The organism is Streptomyces sp. NPDC057638, assembly GCF_042800315.1.
Lineage (GTDB): Bacteria > Actinomycetota > Actinomycetes > Streptomycetales > Streptomycetaceae > Streptomyces.
In genome coordinates this window covers 45,772-66,188 of sequence record NZ_JBHVHF010000007.1, presented here as the reverse complement: position 1 = coordinate 66,188, position 20,417 = coordinate 45,772, and the positions used below count along the sequence as shown (strand labels likewise).

At 73.2% G+C, this 20,417-nt stretch carries 15 protein-coding genes; 5 read left to right on the top strand and 10 right to left on the bottom strand.

Features of this window, described 5'->3' with window-relative positions; all coding sequences use genetic code 11:
- Window positions 1–577 precede the first annotated feature (577 nt).
- The gene (gene trpS / locus ACFVIM_RS02160) at window positions 578–1,573 is read left to right on the top strand and encodes a tryptophan--tRNA ligase (protein WP_384297383.1); all 996 of its coding nucleotides are present in this window, start codon (window positions 578–580) and stop codon (window positions 1,571–1,573) included.
- Window positions 1,574–1,604: 31 nt separating this feature from the next.
- On the opposite strand, the gene proC is transcribed toward trpS, so the two are convergent.
- The 6 genes from proC to ACFVIM_RS02130 form a co-directional block, all read right to left on the bottom strand.
- A complete protein-coding gene (gene proC, locus ACFVIM_RS02155; protein ID WP_384297381.1) occupies window positions 1,605–2,414 on the bottom strand; it encodes a pyrroline-5-carboxylate reductase in 810 nt (269 codons plus the stop codon).
- Between the two features lie 116 nt (window positions 2,415–2,530).
- Window positions 2,531–3,769 carry an NAD(P)/FAD-dependent oxidoreductase gene (locus tag ACFVIM_RS02150; RefSeq protein ID WP_384297380.1) on the bottom strand — a complete coding sequence of 413 codons (1,239 nt, stop codon included), beginning with the start codon at window positions 3,767–3,769 and terminating at the stop codon, window positions 2,531–2,533.
- 188 nt (window positions 3,770–3,957) lie between these two features.
- Window positions 3,958–4,842, bottom strand: a complete 885-nt coding sequence (gene sigJ / locus ACFVIM_RS02145) for an RNA polymerase sigma factor SigJ (protein ID WP_384297379.1) — start codon at window positions 4,840–4,842, stop codon at window positions 3,958–3,960.
- 114 nt (window positions 4,843–4,956) lie between these two features.
- Complete coding sequence (locus ACFVIM_RS02140; RefSeq protein WP_384297377.1) at window positions 4,957–5,115, bottom strand: hypothetical protein; 159 nt, start codon at window positions 5,113–5,115, stop codon at window positions 4,957–4,959.
- Window positions 5,116–5,122: 7 nt separating this feature from the next.
- Window positions 5,123–5,677, bottom strand: coding sequence for a hypothetical protein (locus tag ACFVIM_RS02135; RefSeq protein WP_384297376.1), 555 nt, complete (start codon window positions 5,675–5,677; stop codon window positions 5,123–5,125).
- 230 nt (window positions 5,678–5,907) lie between these two features.
- Window positions 5,908–6,204, bottom strand: coding sequence for a peptidase (locus ACFVIM_RS02130; protein ID WP_384297375.1), 297 nt, complete (start codon window positions 6,202–6,204; stop codon window positions 5,908–5,910).
- A 137-nt stretch (window positions 6,205–6,341) separates the two neighbouring features.
- On the opposite strand from ACFVIM_RS02130, the gene ACFVIM_RS02125 reads away from it, so the two are divergent.
- Entirely contained in the window at window positions 6,342–8,735 is a 2,394-nt protein-coding gene (locus ACFVIM_RS02125) for a serine/threonine-protein kinase (protein WP_384297373.1), read from the top strand.
- 366 nt (window positions 8,736–9,101) lie between these two features.
- On the opposite strand, the gene ilvD is transcribed toward ACFVIM_RS02125, so the two are convergent.
- The 3 genes from ilvD to ACFVIM_RS02110 form a co-directional block, all read right to left on the bottom strand.
- Entirely contained in the window at window positions 9,102–10,952 is a 1,851-nt protein-coding gene (gene ilvD, locus ACFVIM_RS02120) for a dihydroxy-acid dehydratase (RefSeq protein WP_384297372.1), read from the bottom strand.
- Window positions 10,953–11,229: 277 nt separating this feature from the next.
- Complete coding sequence (locus tag ACFVIM_RS02115) at window positions 11,230–12,081, bottom strand: sugar phosphate isomerase/epimerase family protein (RefSeq protein ID WP_384297393.1); 852 nt, start codon at window positions 12,079–12,081, stop codon at window positions 11,230–11,232.
- A gap of 609 nt (window positions 12,082–12,690) precedes the next feature.
- On the bottom strand, window positions 12,691–13,623 hold the full coding sequence (locus ACFVIM_RS02110; protein ID WP_384297371.1) for a Ppx/GppA family phosphatase: 933 nt from the start codon (window positions 13,621–13,623) through the stop codon (window positions 12,691–12,693).
- Window positions 13,624–13,712: 89 nt separating this feature from the next.
- Here ACFVIM_RS02110 and ACFVIM_RS02105 point away from each other — a divergent pair, with 89 nt between their 5' ends.
- The gene (locus ACFVIM_RS02105; protein ID WP_384297391.1) at window positions 13,713–14,495 is read left to right on the top strand and encodes a hypothetical protein; all 783 of its coding nucleotides are present in this window, start codon (window positions 13,713–13,715) and stop codon (window positions 14,493–14,495) included.
- A 296-nt stretch (window positions 14,496–14,791) separates the two neighbouring features.
- On the opposite strand, the gene ACFVIM_RS02100 is transcribed toward ACFVIM_RS02105, so the two are convergent.
- A complete protein-coding gene (locus tag ACFVIM_RS02100) occupies window positions 14,792–16,936 on the bottom strand; it encodes a hypothetical protein (protein ID WP_384297369.1) in 2,145 nt (714 codons plus the stop codon).
- A gap of 530 nt (window positions 16,937–17,466) precedes the next feature.
- Here ACFVIM_RS02100 and radA point away from each other — a divergent pair.
- Together radA and disA are read left to right on the top strand one after the other, a co-directional pair.
- Window positions 17,467–18,948, top strand: coding sequence for a DNA repair protein RadA (radA, locus tag ACFVIM_RS02095; RefSeq protein ID WP_384297368.1), 1,482 nt, complete (start codon window positions 17,467–17,469; stop codon window positions 18,946–18,948).
- Window positions 18,949–18,992: 44 nt separating this feature from the next.
- On the top strand, window positions 18,993–20,117 hold the full coding sequence (gene disA / locus ACFVIM_RS02090) for a DNA integrity scanning diadenylate cyclase DisA (protein WP_384297367.1): 1,125 nt from the start codon (window positions 18,993–18,995) through the stop codon (window positions 20,115–20,117).
- The last annotated feature ends 300 nt before the right edge of the window (window positions 20,118–20,417 follow it).

The following is a 20,417-nucleotide window of genomic DNA, read 5'->3' as shown; positions in this document are numbered from 1 at the left end:
CTTACCAGATCTTTTTCCCGCCGTTTCCGGCTGGCTTTCCGATCCAGTGGCCGTTGGAGTGGCCTTCGCCTTTCGGCTGACCCGACTTTATCAGATCCTTTCGGGCCTGACTCCCGGTCGAATTAACGGGATTGTCTTCCCGGCCGCTCGGGCCGTTCCGACGAGTGAGACTTTAGCGGATTCCTTCGCCCTGACGCCAATCGGGGCGACGCTCTCTCGAACGCGGATTCCTCATTTCGCAAAAGCGCACGACAAAAGAGGCGACCGGAGGGTCGTTCTTTTCTCATGGTTCTTGCGGAATGGTTGTCCGGGGACCAACCGGAGTCGGCGCTCACGTCGGACAACTCGGAGAACAGTACGGACGGGCCAGGGCACTGTCAACTTGGGGTGTGAGCCCGTACTGTGAGCCTCGTGATGACGCGTATGTGCGCCCAGCAGTGGTGGCCCGCCTGACGGTGGCCGCCGTAGCGCATGTACGGATACGGCCGCCGCCCCTGGCGGCCGTTCCTGTTTCCCCTCCTCCCCGAGGGGGCCGCCCCGGGTGGTGGCTCCGGACCTGGAGACGAAGGAGAACGGGATGACGCGGATCTTCAGTGGAGTGAAGCCCACGGGCCATATGACCTTGGGGAACTATCTCGGGGCCGTACGGCGGTGGGTCGAGGTGGATCAGCGGGAGGCCGAGGCCCTCTTCAGCGTGGTGGATCTGCACGCGCTGACCGTGGAGCACGATCCGGCACGGGTGCGCAGGCTCAGCCGTCAGGCGGTGACGGTGCTGCTGGCGGCGGGGATCGATCCGGAGCTGTGCACGCTGTTCGTGCAGAGCCATGTGGAGGAGCACACCCGGCTCTCGTATCTGCTGGAGTGCACCGCGGGCGACGGGGAGCTGCGGCGGATGATCCAGTACCGGGAGAAGGCGGGGCTGGCGCGGGAGAGTGGGCAGGGGGTGCGGCTGTCGCTGCTGACCTATCCGGTGCTCATGGCGGCGGACATCCTGGTCTACGGGACGGACGAGGTGCCCGTCGGGGATGACCAGGCCCAGCATGTGGAGCTGACCCGGGATCTGGCGATCCGGTTCAACCAGCGGTACGGGCACACCTTCACCGTGCCGAAGGCGACCCGGCCGCCGGTCGGGGCGCGGATCATGGACCTCCAGGACCCGCTGTCGAAGATGGGGAAGTCGCACGAGTCCACCGCGGGAATCGTCTATCTGCTCGATGAGCCCGACACCGTACGGCGGAAGGTGATGCGGGCGGTCACGGACAGCGGGTCCGGGGTGGTGTACGACCGGGAGAGTGCTCCCGGGGTCACCAATCTGCTGGAGATCCTCGCCGCGTGCCGGGGTGGGGATCCGGCGGAGCTGGCGGGGACGTACTCCTCATACGGAACGTTGAAGAAGGACACGGCGGAGGCCGTGGTCGAGCTGGTGCGGCCGGTGCGGGAGCGGCACGCGCGGCTTGCGGCTGATCCGGGCTTCGTCGACGAGGTCGTACGCAAGGGCGCGGACCGGGCCAGGGAGCTGGCCCGGCCGCGGGTGGACGCCGCCTACGCGGCGATCGGGCTGCTGCCCCGGTAGCGGCGGTGGGGCTGACGCCCCGGGAGGGGCGTCAGCCGTTGCCGGAGGCGAGCTCGCGGCTGCGGTCGCGGGCGGCTTCGAGGGCGGCGATCAGGGCGGCGCGCACCCCGTGGTTCTCCAGTTCCCGGATGGCGCTGATCGTGGTGCCCGCCGGGGAGGTGACGGCCTCGCGGAGCTTGACCGGGTGCTCCCCGCTGTCCCGGAGCATCACGGCGGCGCCGATGGCCGCCTGGACGATGAGGTCATGGGCCTGGGCGCGGGGCAGTCCGAGGAGGATGCCCGCGTCGGTCATGGCCTCGACCAGGAAGTAGAAGTAGGCCGGTCCGGATCCGGAGAGCGCGGTGGCCGCGTCCTGCTGGGACTCGGGGACCCGCAGGGTCTTGCCGACGCTGCCGAAGATCTCCTCCGCGACGGTGACATGCCCAGCGGTGGCGTGGGCGCCGGCGGAGATCACCGACATGCCCTCGTCGACCAGGACCGGGGTGTTGGGCATCACGCGGACCACGGGGGTGCCCGTGGTGAGCCGCTCCTCGATAAAGGAGGTGGGGATACCCGCCGCCGCGCTGATGACCAGCCGGTCGGCGGGGAGGTGGGGGGCCAGTTCGTCGAGGAGCTTGCCCATGTCCTGGGGCTTCACCGCGAGGATGAGGGTGTCGGCGCGCTTGGCGGCCTCGGCGTTGGTGACCGGTTCGACGCCGTAGCGGGTGCGCAGTTCCTCGGCCCGGTCCGCGCGGCGGGTGGTGACCAGCAGCTCGGCCGGGCGCCACCCGGCCCGGATCATGCCGCTGAGCAGCGCCTCTCCGATCTTGCCGGTACCGAGGACTGCGACTGTCTGGGGCATGGCTCTGCTCACCACTCTGTTCACCTCGCCGGTCGGGTTCCGTGGCTCATCCTCGCACCGGGTGGCCCGGTGGCGGCGGAGTGTCCGCGTGGTGGGCCACTCCGGCCGGTGCGGCGTCAGCCCATGCCGGTGACGCGGGGTACGGCGGCGGGGAAGCGGCGGGCCAGGCCGAGCGAGTGGACGGTGAAGCGCACCACGCGTTCCTTGACGAAGGCGGCACGGCGGCCGGTGAGGACGCGGTCACGGGGGCTGTCGTCGGGGTGCACGAACTGGATCACGCCATCGTGGCGGCCCAGGCTCACGCACTGGATCACATAGCCGAAGCGCAGAGGTTCCGGCTGCCGCCCCCGGCTCTCGGCGATGAGGACCGAGGCCGCGTGAGAGCCGGTCGGAAGCGCCGTCGCGCAGCCCATGCGCAGGGTGCCGCCGCGCGGGGAGTGGGCCGCCGCCGCGTCGCCGACCGCGTGGATGTCGGGGTGGGAGAGCGAGCGCAGGGTGGCGTCGACCGCGATTCTGCCGGTCCCCGGGTCCAGGGCGAGGCCCGCCCCGGCGGCCAGCTCGGTGGAGGGCGCCATCGCGGCGGCCCAGAGCACGAGGTCGGCGTCGACCGTGCCGGGGTCGTCGACCTGGACCCCCTCCTCCACGCGTACGCCGAGGGCGGTGAGGGTGGCGCGCACATGGGCGCGGCCGCGCGGGGAGTGGCCCGCCACGACGTCTCCGGCGGAGAGCAGACGGATATGCCAGTCCGGGTGGGACTCGGCGAGTTCGGCCGCCATCTCGACGCCGGTCAGTCCGCCGCCGACGACGGCGAGGGTGCGGGGGGAGCCGGTGGCGGGGAGGCCGTTGTGATGGTGCGGGCGCCCGATGAGCCGGGCGCGGAGGGCGTCGGCGGACTCGGCGGTGAAGACGCGGTCGTCGGCGGGGGTGGTGGGCGTGCCCGCCGGGGGCGGGCCCGTGTGGCTGCCGAGGGCGTACACCAGCCGGTCGTACGGGAGGGTTCGGCCGTCGTCGGTGGTGATCAGCCGGGCCGCCGGGTCGAGGGCGGTGGCGCGGTGGGCGAGATGGCGGACGCCGGTGCCGCGGAGCATCCGGGCGAGGGAGAGATCGCGGGCGGTCGGCGCGGAGGTGGCGGTGCGTTCGTGGTGGCGGACGCGTTCGGTGAAGCGGTCGGCGGGGTCGACCAGGGTGACCCGGGCGTGGGGTGCCAGCCGCAGGGCGGCCATCAGACCGGCGTATCCGGCGCCGAGGACGACGACGCGCTGGCCGCGGCGGAAGGGGGCAGGGGTGGGCGGGTGTCCGGTGGATCGGACGGGCGCGGGCGTCGGGGCGGGAGGGCGGGGTGATGAGGTCGTCATGTCAGGGGGACGACATAGGCGGGACGAGTGTGACAGTGAGGGGGGTCACAGGGGCATGGGTGGCATGAGGGGCACTCGACACGCAGGCGGGCGTCACAAGGACGCGCGGCACCTAGGTGACGCCTCACGGGGGCGCGCGGCACCTAGGACGCGCGCCACGGGGGCGGGCGGCACCCAGGACGCTCGCGTCACGGGGACGGGCGGAGGGCCTCCATGTCGAGGTGGACGAGCTTGTCCGGGTTGAGGCTGGCGTCGATCGCGACGACGCGGCCCTCGTGCACGGTGAAGGCGTAGACGCCGGCCCAGCCCGCTTCGGGGTCGCCCACGACCAGGCCGGGCGCGCCGTTCACCTCGTACACCGCGATCCAGGAGCGGCCGGGGACGAAGGAGCGCGTCAGATGCTCGATGAAACGGGCGACCTGCTCGCGGCCCACGACGGGGACGCGGGCGGCGGTGACCCGGCCGCCGCCGTCCGAGCGCCAGACGACCTCGGGGTCGAGGACCTCCAGCAGGGCCTCGACATCGCCGCCCATCGCGGCGGCGAGGAAGGCGTCGACGGCACGGCGGTGTTCGGCCCGGTCGACGGTCCGGCGGGGAGCCTCGGCGCGGACGCGGCGGCGGGCGCGGGAGGCGAGCTGGCGCACCGCGTCGGGGGTGCGGTCGACGATCTCGGCGATCTCCGGGAAGGAGACGGCGAAGACGTCGTGGAGCACGAAGGCGGCGCGTTCGGCGGGGGTGAGCCGTTCCAGGACGGTGAGCAGGGCGGTGGAGACCGAGTCGTCCAAGGCCGCCCGCTCCTCCGGCCCGGCGGCGGTGACGACCGGCTCCGGGAGCCAGGGGCCGAGGTAGGACTCACGGCGGGCGCGGGCCGAGGTCAGCTGGTCGTAGCAGATCCGGCTGATGACGGTGCCCAGATACGCCCGGGGGTCCTCGGCCTCCCCGTCCGGCAGCCGCTGCCAGCGCAGCCAGGTCTCCTGGACGGCGTCGTCGGCGTCCGCGACGGACCCGGTGATGCGGTAGGCGATGCCCCACAGACGGCCGCGCTGCTGCTCGAAAGCGGTCAGATCGGCCATGGGGCTTCGCCTCTCGTGTCGGTGAGTGCCGCGGTGCTGTTTCCGTACGCCGTGTTCGTCCAGGCGTCTTCGTACGGGGGCGGGGTGAGCCGGGTCAGTGGTGGGGCACGACGGTCAGTTCCACCGTGTGACGAGCCGGGAGCCGTGCAGCGGGCGGCCGGTCAGCTCCTCGATCGCGGTGAACAGCGCGGGCGGATAGCCGGGGCGGGCGGCCTGGTGGAGCGCGGCGGCGGTGCCGAAGGAGAGGGCCGGAGGCCCAGGGTCGCGGTCCATGGCGGCCTCAGCGCTTCCGCTTGGCGCTCGGGGCTGTGGCGGTCTTGGCGGACTTCTTCGTGACGGACTTCTTCGTGGTGGCGCGGGCGGCGGGGTTGCCGGTGCGGCGGCTGGTGCGCTTCTCGTGACGGGCCAGGGCCGCCTCGTACTCCGCGCGGTGGAGCTTCTCACCGGGCGCCTCGGTCAGGGAGCGGAAGAAGTAGGCGAGGAGGACGCCGACGAAGCCGATCACGCGGAGGCTGCGCAGGGCGTCCGGGGTGGCGGCGCCGGTGGGGCGGGCGCCGTAGCCCTCCCAGGTCTTGCGGAAGGCGATGGCGCTGCACACCGCGAACATCACGATGACCAGGCCGTTGACGAAGCCGCCGACCTCCGCGATGACCAAGCCCTCGTAAGCGAAGTTCAGCACGAAGCAGCCCGCCGCCGCGGCGGCGAGGGAACCGACGGAGACCGCGGCGCGGCGGAGCCCGTAGCCGCCGTCGTGGTCGACCCAGGTGGTACCGAAGAAGGGCAGAGGTTCGGGGCGGGGGGCGGTGGGGGTGGCAGGGGGCCGTTGCTCGCTCACGAGGTCGATTATCCCTGGGGCGGGGGTGGTGGGGGTGGGGCGGGCGGAGCTGTGGGGCCGGGCTTGGGCGGGCGGGTGCGCGGGGACGGGCCGCCGGGCCGGGCGGGTGCGCAAGGGTGCGCGGGGCGCAAGGGCGAGCGGGGCTGGGCGGACGGGTGCGCGGGGCCGGGCGCGGTGGTCGGTCCCGCCGCGCCCGGACGGCGCTATCGCGCCTATCGCGCGCCGCCGCCTCAGGAACAGCGGATCGTCACATAACCGTCACTGCCTGTCTTGATGTACGCGTCGGCGACGTACTGCCCGTTCGCGATGCAGTCCCAGATCGACGACGTGCCATACGGGCCCGTCACCCGCTCCCCCGGCTGCTGGCAGTTGATCGGGACGGTGGCGCCCTGCGGCAGGACCTTGACCAGGCGGTACTGGGTGCCGGGGCCACTGCGGACATTGAGGTTGACGCCCGGTGCCACCGGATAGCGCTTCACTCCCCTGGCGCCGAGAGCGGTTTCCGGACGCACTTCGTCAAGTGCCATGTGCATACTCCCCCGTTGATATAAGGCGGCGCGAGAGGCGCCCCGGGGGCAGGCTAACAAGCGGCCTCGGCCTCGTACGCACCATCGACTAGGCTCCGTGAGTCGCGTGTGCGCACTGACCACGACGGGGGTAGGCGATGCCACCGCTGCGGAGCACCGGGCAGTCCCCGGAAGCGGAACGTCCGGAATATGCCGGGCAGTACCGCCTTGAGTCATGTCTGGGCACCGGCGGCATGGGCATCGTCCATCTGGCGACCTCTCCCTCGGGACTGCGGCTCGCGGTCAAGGTCATCCATGCCGAGCACTCGCTGGATCCGGAGTTCAGAGCGCGATTCCGGCAGGAGGTCACGGCAGCCCGACGAGTCTCCGGGGCCTTCACCGCGCCCGTCGTGGACGCCGACCCGGAGGCGGCCCGGCCCTGGATGGCCACCCTCTACATCGAGGGGCCCACCCTTGCCGCACGGGTGAAGCGGAACCCTCTGGACGGCGCCGAACTGCGTCGGGTCGGGGCCGGTCTCGCGGAGGCGCTGCGCGATATCCACCGCGCGGGACTCGTCCACCGCGATCTCAAGCCGAGCAATGTGCTGCTCGCGCCGGACGGACCGAAGGTCATCGACTTCGGTATCTCCCGTCCCACGGACAGCGATCTGCGGACGGAGACCGGCAAGCTCATCGGGACGCCCCCGTTCATGGCACCCGAGCAGTTCCAGCGGCCCCGGGAGGTCGGACCGGAGGCGGATGTCTTCGCGATGGGCTCGGTGCTGGTGCACGCGGCGACCGGGCGGGGGCCGTTCGACTCCGACAGCCCGTACATCGTGGCCTACCAGGTCGTCCATGACGAGCCCAACCTCACCGGTGTCCCCACCGACCTCGCCCCTCTCTTCCGTCGCTGCCTCGACAAGGACCCGGCCGAGCGGCCGACCCCCTACGAGGTCATGGTCGCGCTGCGCGAGTCCACCCCCTCGTCGTCGTACGACACGCAGGCGTACATCCCCGAGCCCCGGATCCCGGACCGCCGTGAGTCGGTGGCGGGGTGGGCGGGGACGGATACGGGCGCGGCTGCGGGGGGCGGAGGGTACGCGGGGGCGCAGGGGGTCTCTGGGGAGCCTGAGGTTTTGGAGAACAATGGGTTCTCGGGGGTGGGTGGGGCGGTTCATGCGTCTGAGCCTGCTCATGCCTCTAGGGCTACTGGTGCGTTCGGGGCCGCTGGCGTGCTCGGGGCCGCTGGCGCGTCCGCGCCCGGAGCGTCACCGCCGGCGAAGCACGGGCGCCGCTGGGCACTCATGGGGACGGCGCTGGCGCTCCTCACCGCCGTCGTGGCCGGGACCGCCGTCCTCCGGGCGTCCGACGACAATCCCAGAGACGTACGGAACGGTCCCGCCGCCCAGGCCAGCGACCGGGCCCCCCGGGACTGGGCCATCCCCCTGCACCGGGGCAACGCCGAGAACAAGACCCCCGGCTGCGCGGCCGACCCCCGCCTCCCCGCCCTCTACTGCACGGCGCCCGGGGTCAAGGCCGCCCGGCTGGATCCGGCGACCGGCGAGACCCTCTGGTCGCTCCCGGCGCGCGGGCGGCCCGCCCAGGGCACCGGTGAGTCCACCACTCCCGTGGCCGTCGGCGGTCTGGTGCATGTGACCACCCCCGGCACGGGGACGCTGGAGGCGCTCGACCCCCGGTCGGGCGCGGTGCGCTGGACGCTGTCGACCTCCTCGTACTCCTCCGTACGCCATGCCGGGAACATCGTGCTGCTGATCGGCCGGCACGGCCGGGTACGGGCCGTCGACGCGGCGACCGGCGAGGAGCGCTGGACCCGTCAGCTCGGGGGCCTCGGCACGGAATGGCTGGCCTCGCCCGGCGTCGACGGGCCCGCGCTGGCCGCGACCCCGTCACCGGGCGGCGGTTCCACGCGCGTCACCGCCGTCGATCCCGCCAGCGGCGACACGCTCTGGGAGCGGCGCCAGCCGGGCTATCTGCGGCCCGTATGGACCTCGCGCGGCGCGGCGCACCTGATCGCGGAGGACCGTGACGGTTACGCCACGGCCATCGTCCGCATGGACATGGCCGACCAGGGGCGCGGGGCCCGGAGGATCCCGCTCGGGACCCCCGTCGACCAGGCGCAGGCGGCGGTCCGGGGGAACGTGCTCTATCTGACCGGCCACGGCGGTGCGCTGCTCGCGGTCGACACGGGCCGGGCCGGGAGCGCGCCGCCGCGCGGTGACCGGGCGGTGCTGTGGCGGCTGGAGACCGCGCAGACCAATCTGTCCCGGCCCGCCGCCGACGCGCGGGCGGTGTACGTGGCCGCCGGAGACGGGCGGCTGCTGGTCGTCGACGCGGCCCGGGGCCGACTGGCGGGGCAGACCTCGCCGCGTATGGACAACGACCGGCACACCTACGCGCCCTGGCTGCCGACTCCGGTGGTCGTCGAGGCGGCGGGCGAGGGCCGGGGCGGTGGCCGGGTGTACGGGGCGGCCCCGGACGGCAGCGTCTTCGGCGCCACCGCGGCGGATCTCTGCAAGGGCTGCGCGCGCTGACTGAGATACGGGTGCCCTCGCGCGAGGGCGCGTGCCCGGCGGAGTGAGACGAGTGGGGCGCGCGGGGGCGCGCGGTGTGGTGCGGCGGGCTTGCGGGTGGCGTCTTGGTGGCTGCGTCTTGGTGGCTCGGTGTCGCGCGAGCCGGGGATGCGGGGGCGGCGCGCCCGGTGGGCATAGGCGTTGGGTACGCCGACCGGCGAGCGGGTGAGCGGCGCGCTGGGTTTCCGTACCGGACGCGTCACCGTATGTGCCGCTGCATGTGTTCGCCGTACGCGTCACCGTATGCGTCGCCCCGGTCGGCTGAGGGGCGGACGACGGCGGCCGAGCCCACTCCTCAGGAGGAGGGGCCCGGCCGCGCGACGGTCGTCAGCCGAGCTTGGAGACGTCGCGGACGGCGCCCTTGTCCGCGCTCGTGGCCATCGCGGCGTACGCCCTCAGCGCCGCCGACACCTTGCGCACGCGGTCCTTCGGCGCGTACACGCCGCCCAGGGCCTCGCGCCGGGCCGCCAGCTCCTCCTCCGTCACAAGGAGGTCGATGGAACGGTTCGGGATGTCGATACGGATCCGGTCGCCGTCCCGCACCAGCGCGATCGTGCCGCCCGAGGCCGCCTCCGGGGAGGCGTGCCCGATCGAGAGCCCCGAGGTGCCGCCGGAGAAGCGGCCGTCCGTCACCAGGGCGCACGCCTTGCCCAGGCCCCGGCCCTTGAGGAAGGAGGTCGGGTAGAGCATCTCCTGCATCCCGGGGCCGCCCTTCGGCCCCTCGTACCGGATGACCACGACATCGCCCTCGGTGATCTCCTTGCGGAGGATCTTGTCGACGGCCTCGTCCTGGGACTCGCAGACCACGGCGGGCCCCTCGAAGGTCCAGATCGACTCGTCGACGCCCGCGGTCTTCACGACACAGCCGTCGACGGCGAGGTTGCCCTTCAGCACGGCGAGACCGCCGTCCTGGCTGTAGGCGTGGGCCACGTCCCGGATGCAGCCGTTCGCCGCGTCCGTGTCGAGCGAATCCCACCGCTCGGACTGCGAGAACGCCTCCGCCGAGCGGCGGCAGCCGGGCGCCGCGTGCCACAGCTCGACCGCCTCGGGCGAGGCCGAGCCGCCCCGGACGTCCCAGGTGTCGAGCCACTCCTTGATGGAGGCGGAGTGGACGGTGTGGACGTCCTCGTTGAGCAGACCGCCACGGTAGAGCTCGCCGAGGATGGCGGGGATGCCGCCCGCGCGGTGCACGTCCTCCATGTAGTACGTCCCGCCGGGCGCCACATTGGGCGCGACCTTCGCCAGACAGGGAACGCGCCGGGACACGGCGTCGATGTCCGCGAGACCGTAGTCCAGCTCGGCCTCCTGGGCGGCGGCGAGCAGGTGCAGGATCGTGTTGGTCGAGCCCCCCATGGCGATATCCAGCGCCATGGCGTTCTCGAAGGCCGCGTGGGTGGCGACGGAGCGGGGCAGGACGCCGGCGTCGTCCTCCTCGTAGTACCGCCGGGTGATCTCGACGACCGTGCGCCCCGCGTTCTCGTACAGCGCGCGCCGGGCGGTGTGGGTGGCCAGGATCGAGCCGTTGCCCGGCAGCGAGAGGCCCATCGCCTCCGTCAGACAGTTCATCGAGTTGGCGGTGAACATCCCGGAGCAGGAACCGCAGGTCGGGCAGGCGTTCTCCTCGATCCGCAGCACGTCCTCGTCGGAGACGGTCTCATCCACCGCGTCGACGATCGCGTTGATCAGGTCGAGCTTGCGGACCGTGCCGTTGACCAGGGTGGCCCGGCCCGCCTCCATGGGGCCGCCGGAGACGAAGACCGTGGGGATGTTGAGCCGCAGGGCGGCGTTGAGCATGCCCGGGGTGATCTTGTCGCAGTTGGAGATGCAGATCAGGGCGTCGGCGCAGTGCGCCTCCACCATGTACTCCACGCTGTCGGCGATCAGGTCGCGCGAGGGCAGGGAGTAGAGCATGCCGCCGTGGCCCATGGCGATGCCGTCGTCGACCGCGATGGTGTTGAACTCACGGGGGACGGCCCCGGCCGCCTTGATCGCCTCGCTCACGATCCGGCCGACCGGCTGGAGGTGGGTGTGGCCCGGGACGAACTCGGTGAAGGAGTTGGCGACGGCGATGATCGGCTTGCCGATGTCCTCGCTCGCTACGCCCGAGGCGCGCATGAGGGCGCGCGCGCCCGCCATATTGCGGCCGTGGGTGACTGTGCGGGACCTCAGCTCGGGCATCGTCGCTCGCTCCTCGGTGATGTGTCTGGGATGGGGCGGAAGAGAGTTTCCCGCCGGATACGAGCCTACGCCCGGCTCCAAGGTATGGACAGCCTGTCCGCGATGTGAGATATGAGGACCGAGGTGTGGGCGGGGGCGCGGTGGCGCCCGGGGTGGCGGGAGAGGGCCGCCGGGAGAACGCGCGGGCTGGCCGGGAGGCGGCGCTCCGGGGCGATCCGCCACCCCCGGGGCGGGGCGGCACGGAGGCCGTCACAGCGGGGCGGCGCGCTCAGGCCGCTCATGAGCCGCACACCGGATCGGAGGCCGCCGCACGCCCCGGAGCGGCCCCTCGGGCCAGATGGCGGCGGGCGAAGGCCAGCGCCTCGGCGAGGTCCGCCTCGCGCTCGGCCGAGGACATCGCGCGCCGGGTGTTCACCTCGACCACCACATGGCCGTCGAAACCGGTGCCCGCCAGCCGCTCCAGCAGCTCGGCACAGGGCTGGTCGCCCCGGCCCGGCACCAGGTGCTCGTCCTTGGCCGAACCCTTGCCGTCGGCGAGGTGGAGATGGCCGAGGCGGTCGCCCATCCGGTCGGCCATCGCCATGGTGTCGCTGCGGGAGGTAGCCGTGTGCGAGAGGTCGAGCGTGAAGTGGCGGTAGTCGTCCTTGGTGACATCCCACTCGGGGGCGTACGCGAGGAGCTCACGGTCGCGGTAGCGCCAGGGGTACATGTTCTCCACGGCGAAGCGGACAGCGGTCTCGTCCGCCATGCGCGCGATCCCGGTCACGAAGTCCCGCGCGTACTGCCGCTGCCAGCGGAACGGGGGGTGCACGACCACGGTCGAGGCGCCCAGCCCCTCGGCCGCCGCGCGAGCGCGCTGGAGCTTGACCCACGGGTCCGTGGACCAGACCCGCTGGGTGATCAGCAGACAGGGCGCGTGAACCGCGTGAATGGGCGTCCCGTGGTAGTCGGAGAGCCTGCGCAGCGCCTCGATGTCCTGGCTCACCGGGTCGGTCCAGACCATGACCTCCACACCGTCGTACCCGAGGCGCGCGGCCATCTCGAAGGCCGTCGCCGTCGACTCCGGATAGACCGAAGCGGTCGACAGGAGGACCTTCGTCTCGGGGACTCGCGTCACGGGTTCCGCCACCTCTGCCACGGGAGACAGGGTACGGGGCCGCACTGACAGGGGCGGAGGTCCGGACGGGGCTGGGCCGCCCGGGTCCCGGCAGGGCTCCGACCGGCCGGGGCCGCCTGCCGCGCGCGGGTGGTGGCGCCGTCCGTGGGTGGGGTGACGCTGCTCCGCGCGCGGGCCGCGGCACTGTTCCGTGGGTACGGTGACGCTGCTCCGCGTGTGTGCGGTGACGCTGTTCTGCCGTCGGGCCCGCGCCGGATTCGGTCGTTCCGCCGTTGGCCGTTCCGCCGACGGCCGGGGAAGCCCCCGTTCCGTAGCGGTCAGGGGCCGTGCCGTACCGGATGGGCGTCCGTTCCGTACCGGTCGGCTGTCGCGCCGTCTCTGTACCGCCGTACCGCCGTACGCGACCGGGGAGCCACGCACGGGACACGGAACCGAGGAGCCACACGCGGAACGCGGGGCCCGCGCGCGACCAAGGAGGCGGAGAAGGTCGCGCCACGCCCCGGGATGTCGCGCCATCCCGGGGATCGAGGGCCCGTCCGCGTACGGGACCGTACCGGCGGCCCGTTCAGCCCACCAGCGGCCCGTTCAGCCCACCGGCGGGTGGTCCAGCCGCCGGTGGGATCAACCCACCGGCAGGTGGTCCAGCCGCCGCAGGATCACGCCCTCCCGCAGCGCCCATGGGCAGATCTCCAGGGTGTGCGCCCCGAAGAGGTCCATCGCACCCTCCGCGACCAGGGCGCCCGCGAGGAGCTGGCGGGCCCGCCCGACCGAGACACCGGGGAGCGCGGCACGCTGGTCGGACGTCATGGTGGTGAGCTTGGGCACCCACTCCTGGAGCGACTTGAGGCTCAGCTCCCGCTGTACCAGCTCGCCCTCGGTGGAACGGGCGGCTCCGGCGATTCGGGCCAGCTGCTTGAAGGTCTTGGAGGTGGCCACGATGTGGTCCGGCTTCCCGAACCGGCTGAACTCACCCACCGTACGGGCGATCTCCGCCCGCACCTGGCGGCGCAGCGCGCGGACGTCCTCGGGGCTCGGCGGGTCACCAGGGAGCGCGGCGGCCGTCAGCCGACCCGCGCCCAGCGGCAGGGAGACAGCCGCGTCGGGGTCCTCGTCCATGCCGTAGGCGATCTCCAGGGAGCCGCCGCCGATGTCGAGGACGAGGAGTTTCCCGGCCGACCAGCCGAACCAGCGGCGGGCCGCGAGGAAGGTCAGCCGCGCCTCCTCCTCGCCGCTGAGGACCTGGAGCTTCACATCGGTCTCGGCATGCACCCGGGCCAGGACCTCATCGGCGTTGGTGGCCTCCCGCACGGCCGACGTCGCGAAGCTCAGGACCTCCTCGCAGCCCTGGTCCTCGGCGGCCTGGAGCGCGCCGCGTACGGTCGTGATCAGCCGGTCGACCCCGGCGGCACCGATCGCCCCCTTGCCGTCGAGCAGCTCGGCGAGGCGCAGCTCCACCTTGTGCGAGTGGGCGGGCAGCGGTCGGGCGCCGGGGTGGGCGTCCACCACCAGCAGGTGCACCGTGTTCGAACCGACGTCGAGGACTCCGAGTCTCATGGACGGAAACGCTACTGCCGTCACGGACATACGCTTGACCTGTGGCAAAGACGAAAAAGGCGAAGCAGGGCAAAGCGAAGCGGCATGAGATGTCTTCCACGTCCTCCGCGCCCCCTGGGAGCGCGCGGAGCGACGAGAAGGGCCTGGACTTTCCCCGGGCCTGGGTGGAGTTTCCCGATCCCGCCGACGACGAACAGGTCTTCCGCTGCGATCTGACCTGGCTGACCTCGCGCTGGAGCTGCGTCTTCGGCAGCGGCTGCCAGGGCATCCAGGCAGGCCGCGCCGACGACGGCTGCTGCACCCTCGGCGCGCATTTCTCGGACGACGACGACGAGAAGCGGGTCGCCGGGCATGTGGCGCGGCTCACTCCGGATCTCTGGCAGTTCCACGACGTCGGTACGGAATCGGGCTGGGTCCAGGAGGATGACGACGGCGACCGGCAGACGCGCCGCTGGGAGGGCTCGTGCATCTTCCAGAACCGGCCGGGCTTCGCCGGGGGCGCGGGCTGCTCCCTGCACATCCTGGCGCTCCGCGAGGGACGTGAGCCCCTGGAGACCAAACCGGACGTGTGCTGGCAGCTTCCCGTGCGGCGGACATACGACTGGATCGAGCGCCCGGACGACACCAAGGTGCTCCAGGTCTCCATCGGCGAGTACGACCGCCGTGGGTGGGGTCCTGGCGGTCATGACCTCCACTGGTGGTGCACCTCCGCCACCTCCGCCCATGGCGCCGGGGAGCCCGTCTATGTGACGTACCGGCCCGAGCTGGTCGAGCTCATGGGCCAGGACGCCTACAACGTGCTCGTCTCCCTGTGTGAGGCCCGTCTCGCCTCCCCGCTCGCCATGGTGGCGCCACACCCGGCGGACAGCTGAGCCGTATCCGGCGGATCCCGCGAGGCGCCCGGTGGCGGGCTGGGCCGCGATCGGTGGGTGGCGGGGTCTTGTCGGGACGCGGCTACGGTGGCGGGCACGCGACCCTGGTGACGCGCCGCTGCTACGGGCTCCCTGGCGGCGCGCGTCCTGGGCTCCTGGGCTCCTGGGCTCCTGAGGTAACGCGCACCGGACGGCTCCCTGGTGACGCGCACACCGGCCACCGGCGCGCGAGGCCGTGATGACGGGCCCGCGCGGCGGCGCTCGGAACGTGCGCCCCCGCTCGCGGCGGACCCGTCTCAGGGAGATGACGGGCTGGCGCTCGGCGTCGGTACCGGTGGCTCGGCCGACGCCGTGGGAGTGGGCGCCGGGGTGGGACTCGCGGAAGCGGTCGGCGTCGGGGTCGCTGCCGGTGGCGGGTCCGTCGGCGCGGGAGCCGGGCCCGCCGGGGGCCGGGCGGGACGCCGTGCGCCCCGGCCCTCGATGGTGACGACCGCCCCCGAGGGGTCGATGCCCAGCCGGGCCCGCCACGGGCCGACGGGTTCGCGGTCCCGGTCGATCGCCACCCTCAGCGTGATCGACTCTCCGGGGTGCAGCACCCCGGAGGAGCGGCTCACCGTGAGCCACCGGGCGTCCGACCACAGCGACCAGGTGACCGGTGTACGCCCGGAGGCGCTGAGCGTGATGAGCGTGCTGTCCCCGGAGGGCTGCGCCGACACGGTCAGCCGACCGGGGCCCAGACCGCCCCGTACGGGGGGCGCGACACCTGGACGCGCGCCCGCGACCTCGACGGAGACTCCGTCCGCCCGCTGGCCCGCGGCGAACCGGGGGCCGGGCTCCGGCTTGGTGTTGCCCGCGCTCTCGTAACGGTCGTACGGGCCCTGTCCCCGGCCCCCGCCCGCCTCCGAGGCGGTGACCGACGCGCCACCACGGTGGCCCTCTCCGGTGAGGGGGGCGCTCCGGTAGGCCGCCCAGAGGGCGAGGACCGGGGCGGCGACGACCGTCGCCACGACCGTGGTCGTCACCGCGCGGGCGCGCAGCCGGTCACGGCGGGCCGCGTCGTCCTTGGGATCGAGCGGGAATCCGCCGCGTCCGAAGCGGGGAGCGGCGGCGCGCGCACGTGACGCGGCGCGCGTCGCGTGCCGGGCGGCGGCGCGGTCCGCCGCGATCAGAGGGAGCCTGGCGGGGGTGACATCCGAGCCAGGCCACGGTCCCTCCGCCTCGGCACGCTCGGCGGCGCCCCGGCAGCGCGGGCAGTCGTCGACGTGCCGGACCAGTTCGGTACGGAGGGCGGCGGAGAGCAGGACACGGTGGTCCCCGGTGAGCCGCGCCACGGAAGGACAGCCCCCGCTCTCGACCACGGCGAGTGCCGCCCGGGTCCGCTCCACCTCGCATGCCCCGGCGGCCAGCAGTTCCCGCGCCGCGACCGGGGCGAGCCCTAGGACAGCGGCGACCTCCCGGGGGGTGAGCCCGTGCCGTACCGCCAGTTCGAGGGCCTCGCGCTGCTCCGGGGAGGTACCGGCGGCCTCGGGCCAGGCGAGGAGGGCCAGCTCGGCGTGGCGGGCCGGATCCCCACCGCCGTCCGCCTCTCCTGGTGGCGCGTCCCAGGCGCCCCTGACCCGGCGCAGACGCACCCGGGAGGCGCGCGGCGCGCGCCCTTGCCACGGGTTCGGCACCTCCATGGGCGACGAACGGCTCACGGCACGCTCCCGCCGGTACACGTGATCCGCGTAGCCCGCGCGATGCACGTGGTTCGCGGGGTCGGTGTGGTCGGTGTGATGCGCTGGGTCCGCGGCGGGCTGGAAGAGGGCGGCCGGCACGGCACGCCCCGGCGGAACGAACCGGCTGGCGGGCGAAGGCTGCGGGGCCCACCCGGCGGCGCGCGTCGGGGCGGGCCCCGGTCCCGGGGAGGCGGGTGTCCAGGCGCCGGGCGCGCCCGGCGGCCCTGAGGAGGCGGGGGCGGAGGACAGAGGCGGCGCGGTGGGGGTCCCCGGTGCCGTGCCCGGCTCTCCGGGTGCTCCAGCGCGGGCGGCGGGCGGCGGGCCGGGTGACGGGCGGCGGGCGGCGGCCTGCCGCTGGGGCAGCGGCGGAGGAGTGCCACGCGGTGAGGCGTGCGCGCGCCGGGCGTGCGCGGGCGCTCGGAACTGCCGCTCCTCGGCCAGCCGCCGCCGACAGGCCCAGCGGGCCACCGCGTACAGCCATGCCTTGCGGCCCGACTCGTCGTCCGGGGCGCGCGCGTGGTGGCGGGCGGCGATGGCCAGGACGTCTCCGAGCAGCGCGGTCGCCGCCTGATGGTCGTGGATCGCGGAGAGACAGTAGGTGAACAGCCCGTCGAGATAGGGCTCATAGCTCATCGGCTGCTGCCGCGTGGCCGGTCGTGGAGCGCGCCGGCGCGCCCGGTGCGCGCCGGTGGTGTGGGTGGGAGGTTCCAGCCTGCTGCTCATCACGCGGCGACCGTAGGCGAGGACCTCACCCGGTTCGTACTTCTTGAGCGCTTTTAATTCTTACGGGTGAACAGTTCGCTCAAAGGGGGACATGAATTTGAGATTCCGCCCGGCGAGTGGGAGGGCGTCGGCCTTACCGCGGGGTGCTCAGGACCGCACAGAGGGGCCGTACAGCGGGACCGTACGGAGAGGGGAAGGCACGACGAGGAAAGGGAGGCGGCGGGCGGCGGGCGGCGGGCGGCGGGCGGCGGGCGGCGGGCGGCGGGCGGATCAGAACGGTCCGGTGAGGGGGACGTGGCGGGGCCTTTCGGTGGGCCGCTGGAACGGCGGATGAGCGGCGACCACCGCTGACCGGCGCGATCACCGGGACACCGGGATGCGGCCAGCTCAGCCACCACCCGGGCCGTTCGGACGAGCCGGTCGGCCGGTCGGCTCTCCCCGGCCACCGCTCGGCCCGCACCGGCGACGGCCGCCGGCCCGCTGTCGGTGCGGGCCGGTCCGTTGTCAGTGGCGGCCGGTACGGTTTTCGCATGGCTGCCCGTACGAAGACCGCGAAGGACCGGCCGTCCTACCGCTGCACCGAGTGTGGCTGGACCACGGCCAAGTGGCTCGGCCGCTGCCCCGAGTGCCAGGCGTGGGGCACGGTCGAGGAGTTCGGCGGCGCGCCCGCCATCCGGACGACGGCGGCCGGACGCGTCTCCACCGCCGCGCTGCCGATCGCGCAGGTCGACGGACGCCAGGCCACGGCGCGCTCCACCGGCGTCCCGGAGCTGGACCGGGTCCTGGGCGGCGGGCTGGTGCCCGGCGCCGTGGTGCTGCTCGCCGGGGAGCCGGGTGTGGGCAAGTCGACCCTGCTGCTGGATGTCGCGGCGAAGGCGGCGAGCGACGAGCACCGGACTCTCTACGTCACCGGAGAGGAGTCGGCCAGCCAGGTCCGGCTCCGCGCCGACCGGATCAACGCGCTCGATGACCATCTCTATCTCGCCGCCGAGACCGATCTTTCAGCCGTTCTGGGCCACTTGGACCAGGTCAAGCCGTCGCTGCTGATCCTGGACTCCGTCCAGACCGTCGCCTCCCCGGAGATCGAGGGCGCCCCCGGGGGCATGGCCCAGGTCCGGGAGGTGGCGGGTGCCCTGATCCGGGCGTCCAAGGAACGCGGGATGTCCACGCTCCTGGTCGGCCATGTCACCAAGGACGGCGCCATCGCCGGTCCCCGGCTGCTGGAGCACTTGGTCGATGTCGTCCTCCACTTCGAGGGTGACCGCCATGCCCGTCTCCGTCTGGTCCGTGGGATCAAGAACCGGTATGGGGCGACCGACGAGGTCGGCTGCTTCGAACTGCACGACGAGGGGATCGTCGGGCTGGCGGATCCCTCGGGTCTCTTCCTCACCCGCCGCGACGAGCCCGTGCCGGGCACCTGTCTGACGGTCACTCTGGAGGGACGCAGACCGCTGGTGGCGGAAGTCCAGGCGCTCACTGTGGACTCCCAGATTCCGTCGCCCCGGCGCACCACCTCCGGTCTGGAGACCTCACGGGTGTCGATGATGCTCGCGGTCCTGGAGCAGCGCGGCCGTATCTCCGCCCTCGGGAAGCGGGACATCTACAGCGCCACGGTCGGCGGGGTACGGCTCTCGGAGCCCGCTGCCGACCTCGCCATCGCCCTCGCCCTGGCCTCCGCCGCCAGTGACACCCCGCTGCCGAAGAACCTGGTCGCCATCGGCGAGGTCGGGCTCGCGGGCGAGGTCAGACGGGTCACGGGGGTTCAGCGCAGGCTCGCCGAGGCTCATCGGCTGGGCTTCACCCACGCCCTGGTCCCGGGCGACCCGGGAAAGGTCCCCGCGGGGATGCGTGTGACGGAAGTGGCTAATGTGGGGGACGCCCTGCGCGTACTGCCACGCGGTCGCCGACAGGCGGCCGAGGGGCCCGGTGAAGCGGGGACGGGCGGACCGGGCACTCCGGCTCCGCGCCGTGTACGCGCGGACGCCACCCGGGAGGGGGAGCCGCGCCGGTAGACTTTGCCCTGGTCTCGCCCATCCGTACGAGCCGGAGGAGTGCAGTGGCAGCCAACGACCGGGCAGCAGCACCCGGAAAGTCCGGCGCGGGCTCCGGCAACGAAGCACTGATCCGCGCCGCCCTGAGCGCGGTCGCCCCCGGCACCGCCCTGCGGGACGGCCTGGAGCGCATCCTCCGGGGGAACACCGGCGGGCTGATCGTCCTCGGGATGGACCGGACGGTCGAGTCGATGTGTACCGGCGGCTTCGTCCTGGACGTGGAGTTCACCGCCACCCGGCTGCGGGAGCTGTGCAAGCTCGACGGCGCGCTCATCCTCGACAAGGACATCACCAAGATCCACCGGGCCGGGGTACAGCTGGTCCCGGACGCCTCCATCCCCACCGAGGAGACCGGCACCCGGCACCGCACCGCCGACCGGGTCTCACGGCAGTGCGGATTCCCGGTCGTCTCGGTCTCGCAGTCCATGCGGCTGATCGCGCTCTACGTGGATGGGGAACGCCGCGTCCTGGAGGAGTCGGCGGCCATCCTCTCCCGCGCCAACCAGGCCCTCGCCACCCTGGAGCGGTACAAGCTCCGCCTCGACGAGGTCGCGGGCACCCTGTCCGCCCTGGAGATCGAGGACCTGGTGACGGTGCGGGACGTGACCGCCGTCGCCCAGCGGCTGGAGATGGTCCGCCGTATCGCCACCGAGATCGCCGAGTACGTGGTGGAGTTGGGGACCGACGGCCGACTGCTCACCCTCCAGCTCGACGAGCTCATCGCGGGGGTGGAGCCCGAGCGGGACCTCGTCGTCCGGGACTATGTCCCCGAGCCGACGGCCAAGCGGTCGCGAACCGTCGAGGAGGCGCTGGCGGAGCTGGACGCCCTCACCCATGCCGAACTGCTCGAACTCCCCATCGTGGCGCGCGCGCTGGGCTACAGCGGCTCGCCCGAGACCCTCGACTCCGCCGTCTCCCCGCGCGGCTACCGTCTGCTGGCCAAGGTTCCCCGACTGCCCGGCGCGATCATCGAACGCCTGGTGGAGCACTTCGGCGGACTCCAGAAGCTGCTCGCCGCGAGCGTGGACGACCTCCAGGCCGTCGACGGCGTGGGCGAAGCGCGGGCGCGCAGCGTGCGGGAGGGTCTGTCCCGTCTCGCCGAGTCCTCCATCCTCGAACGCTACGTCTGATTCCGGCGGCGCGGAGGCCCCACGCGATGTGGAAGCGCTACGCGGCGCGGAGGTCCCACGTGGCCTGACCCGGCGGCGTGAGTCGTGCCTCCACCGGGGCCCCGCGCGGTCCCGAGGCCCACGGGGTGACCGGACGGGGTCCGCTGACACGGTGAGCCTGAGGACAGAGTGGTGCCTGGGGACAGCGTGGGCCTTGGGGAGATGCCCGCGACGAACACGCACCGGCGCGGTCCCTCGGGCCTCTCCCACCGGACGCGAGAACCCCGGGTGCCCGGGTGGTCGGCCACAGCGCCGGAGCGA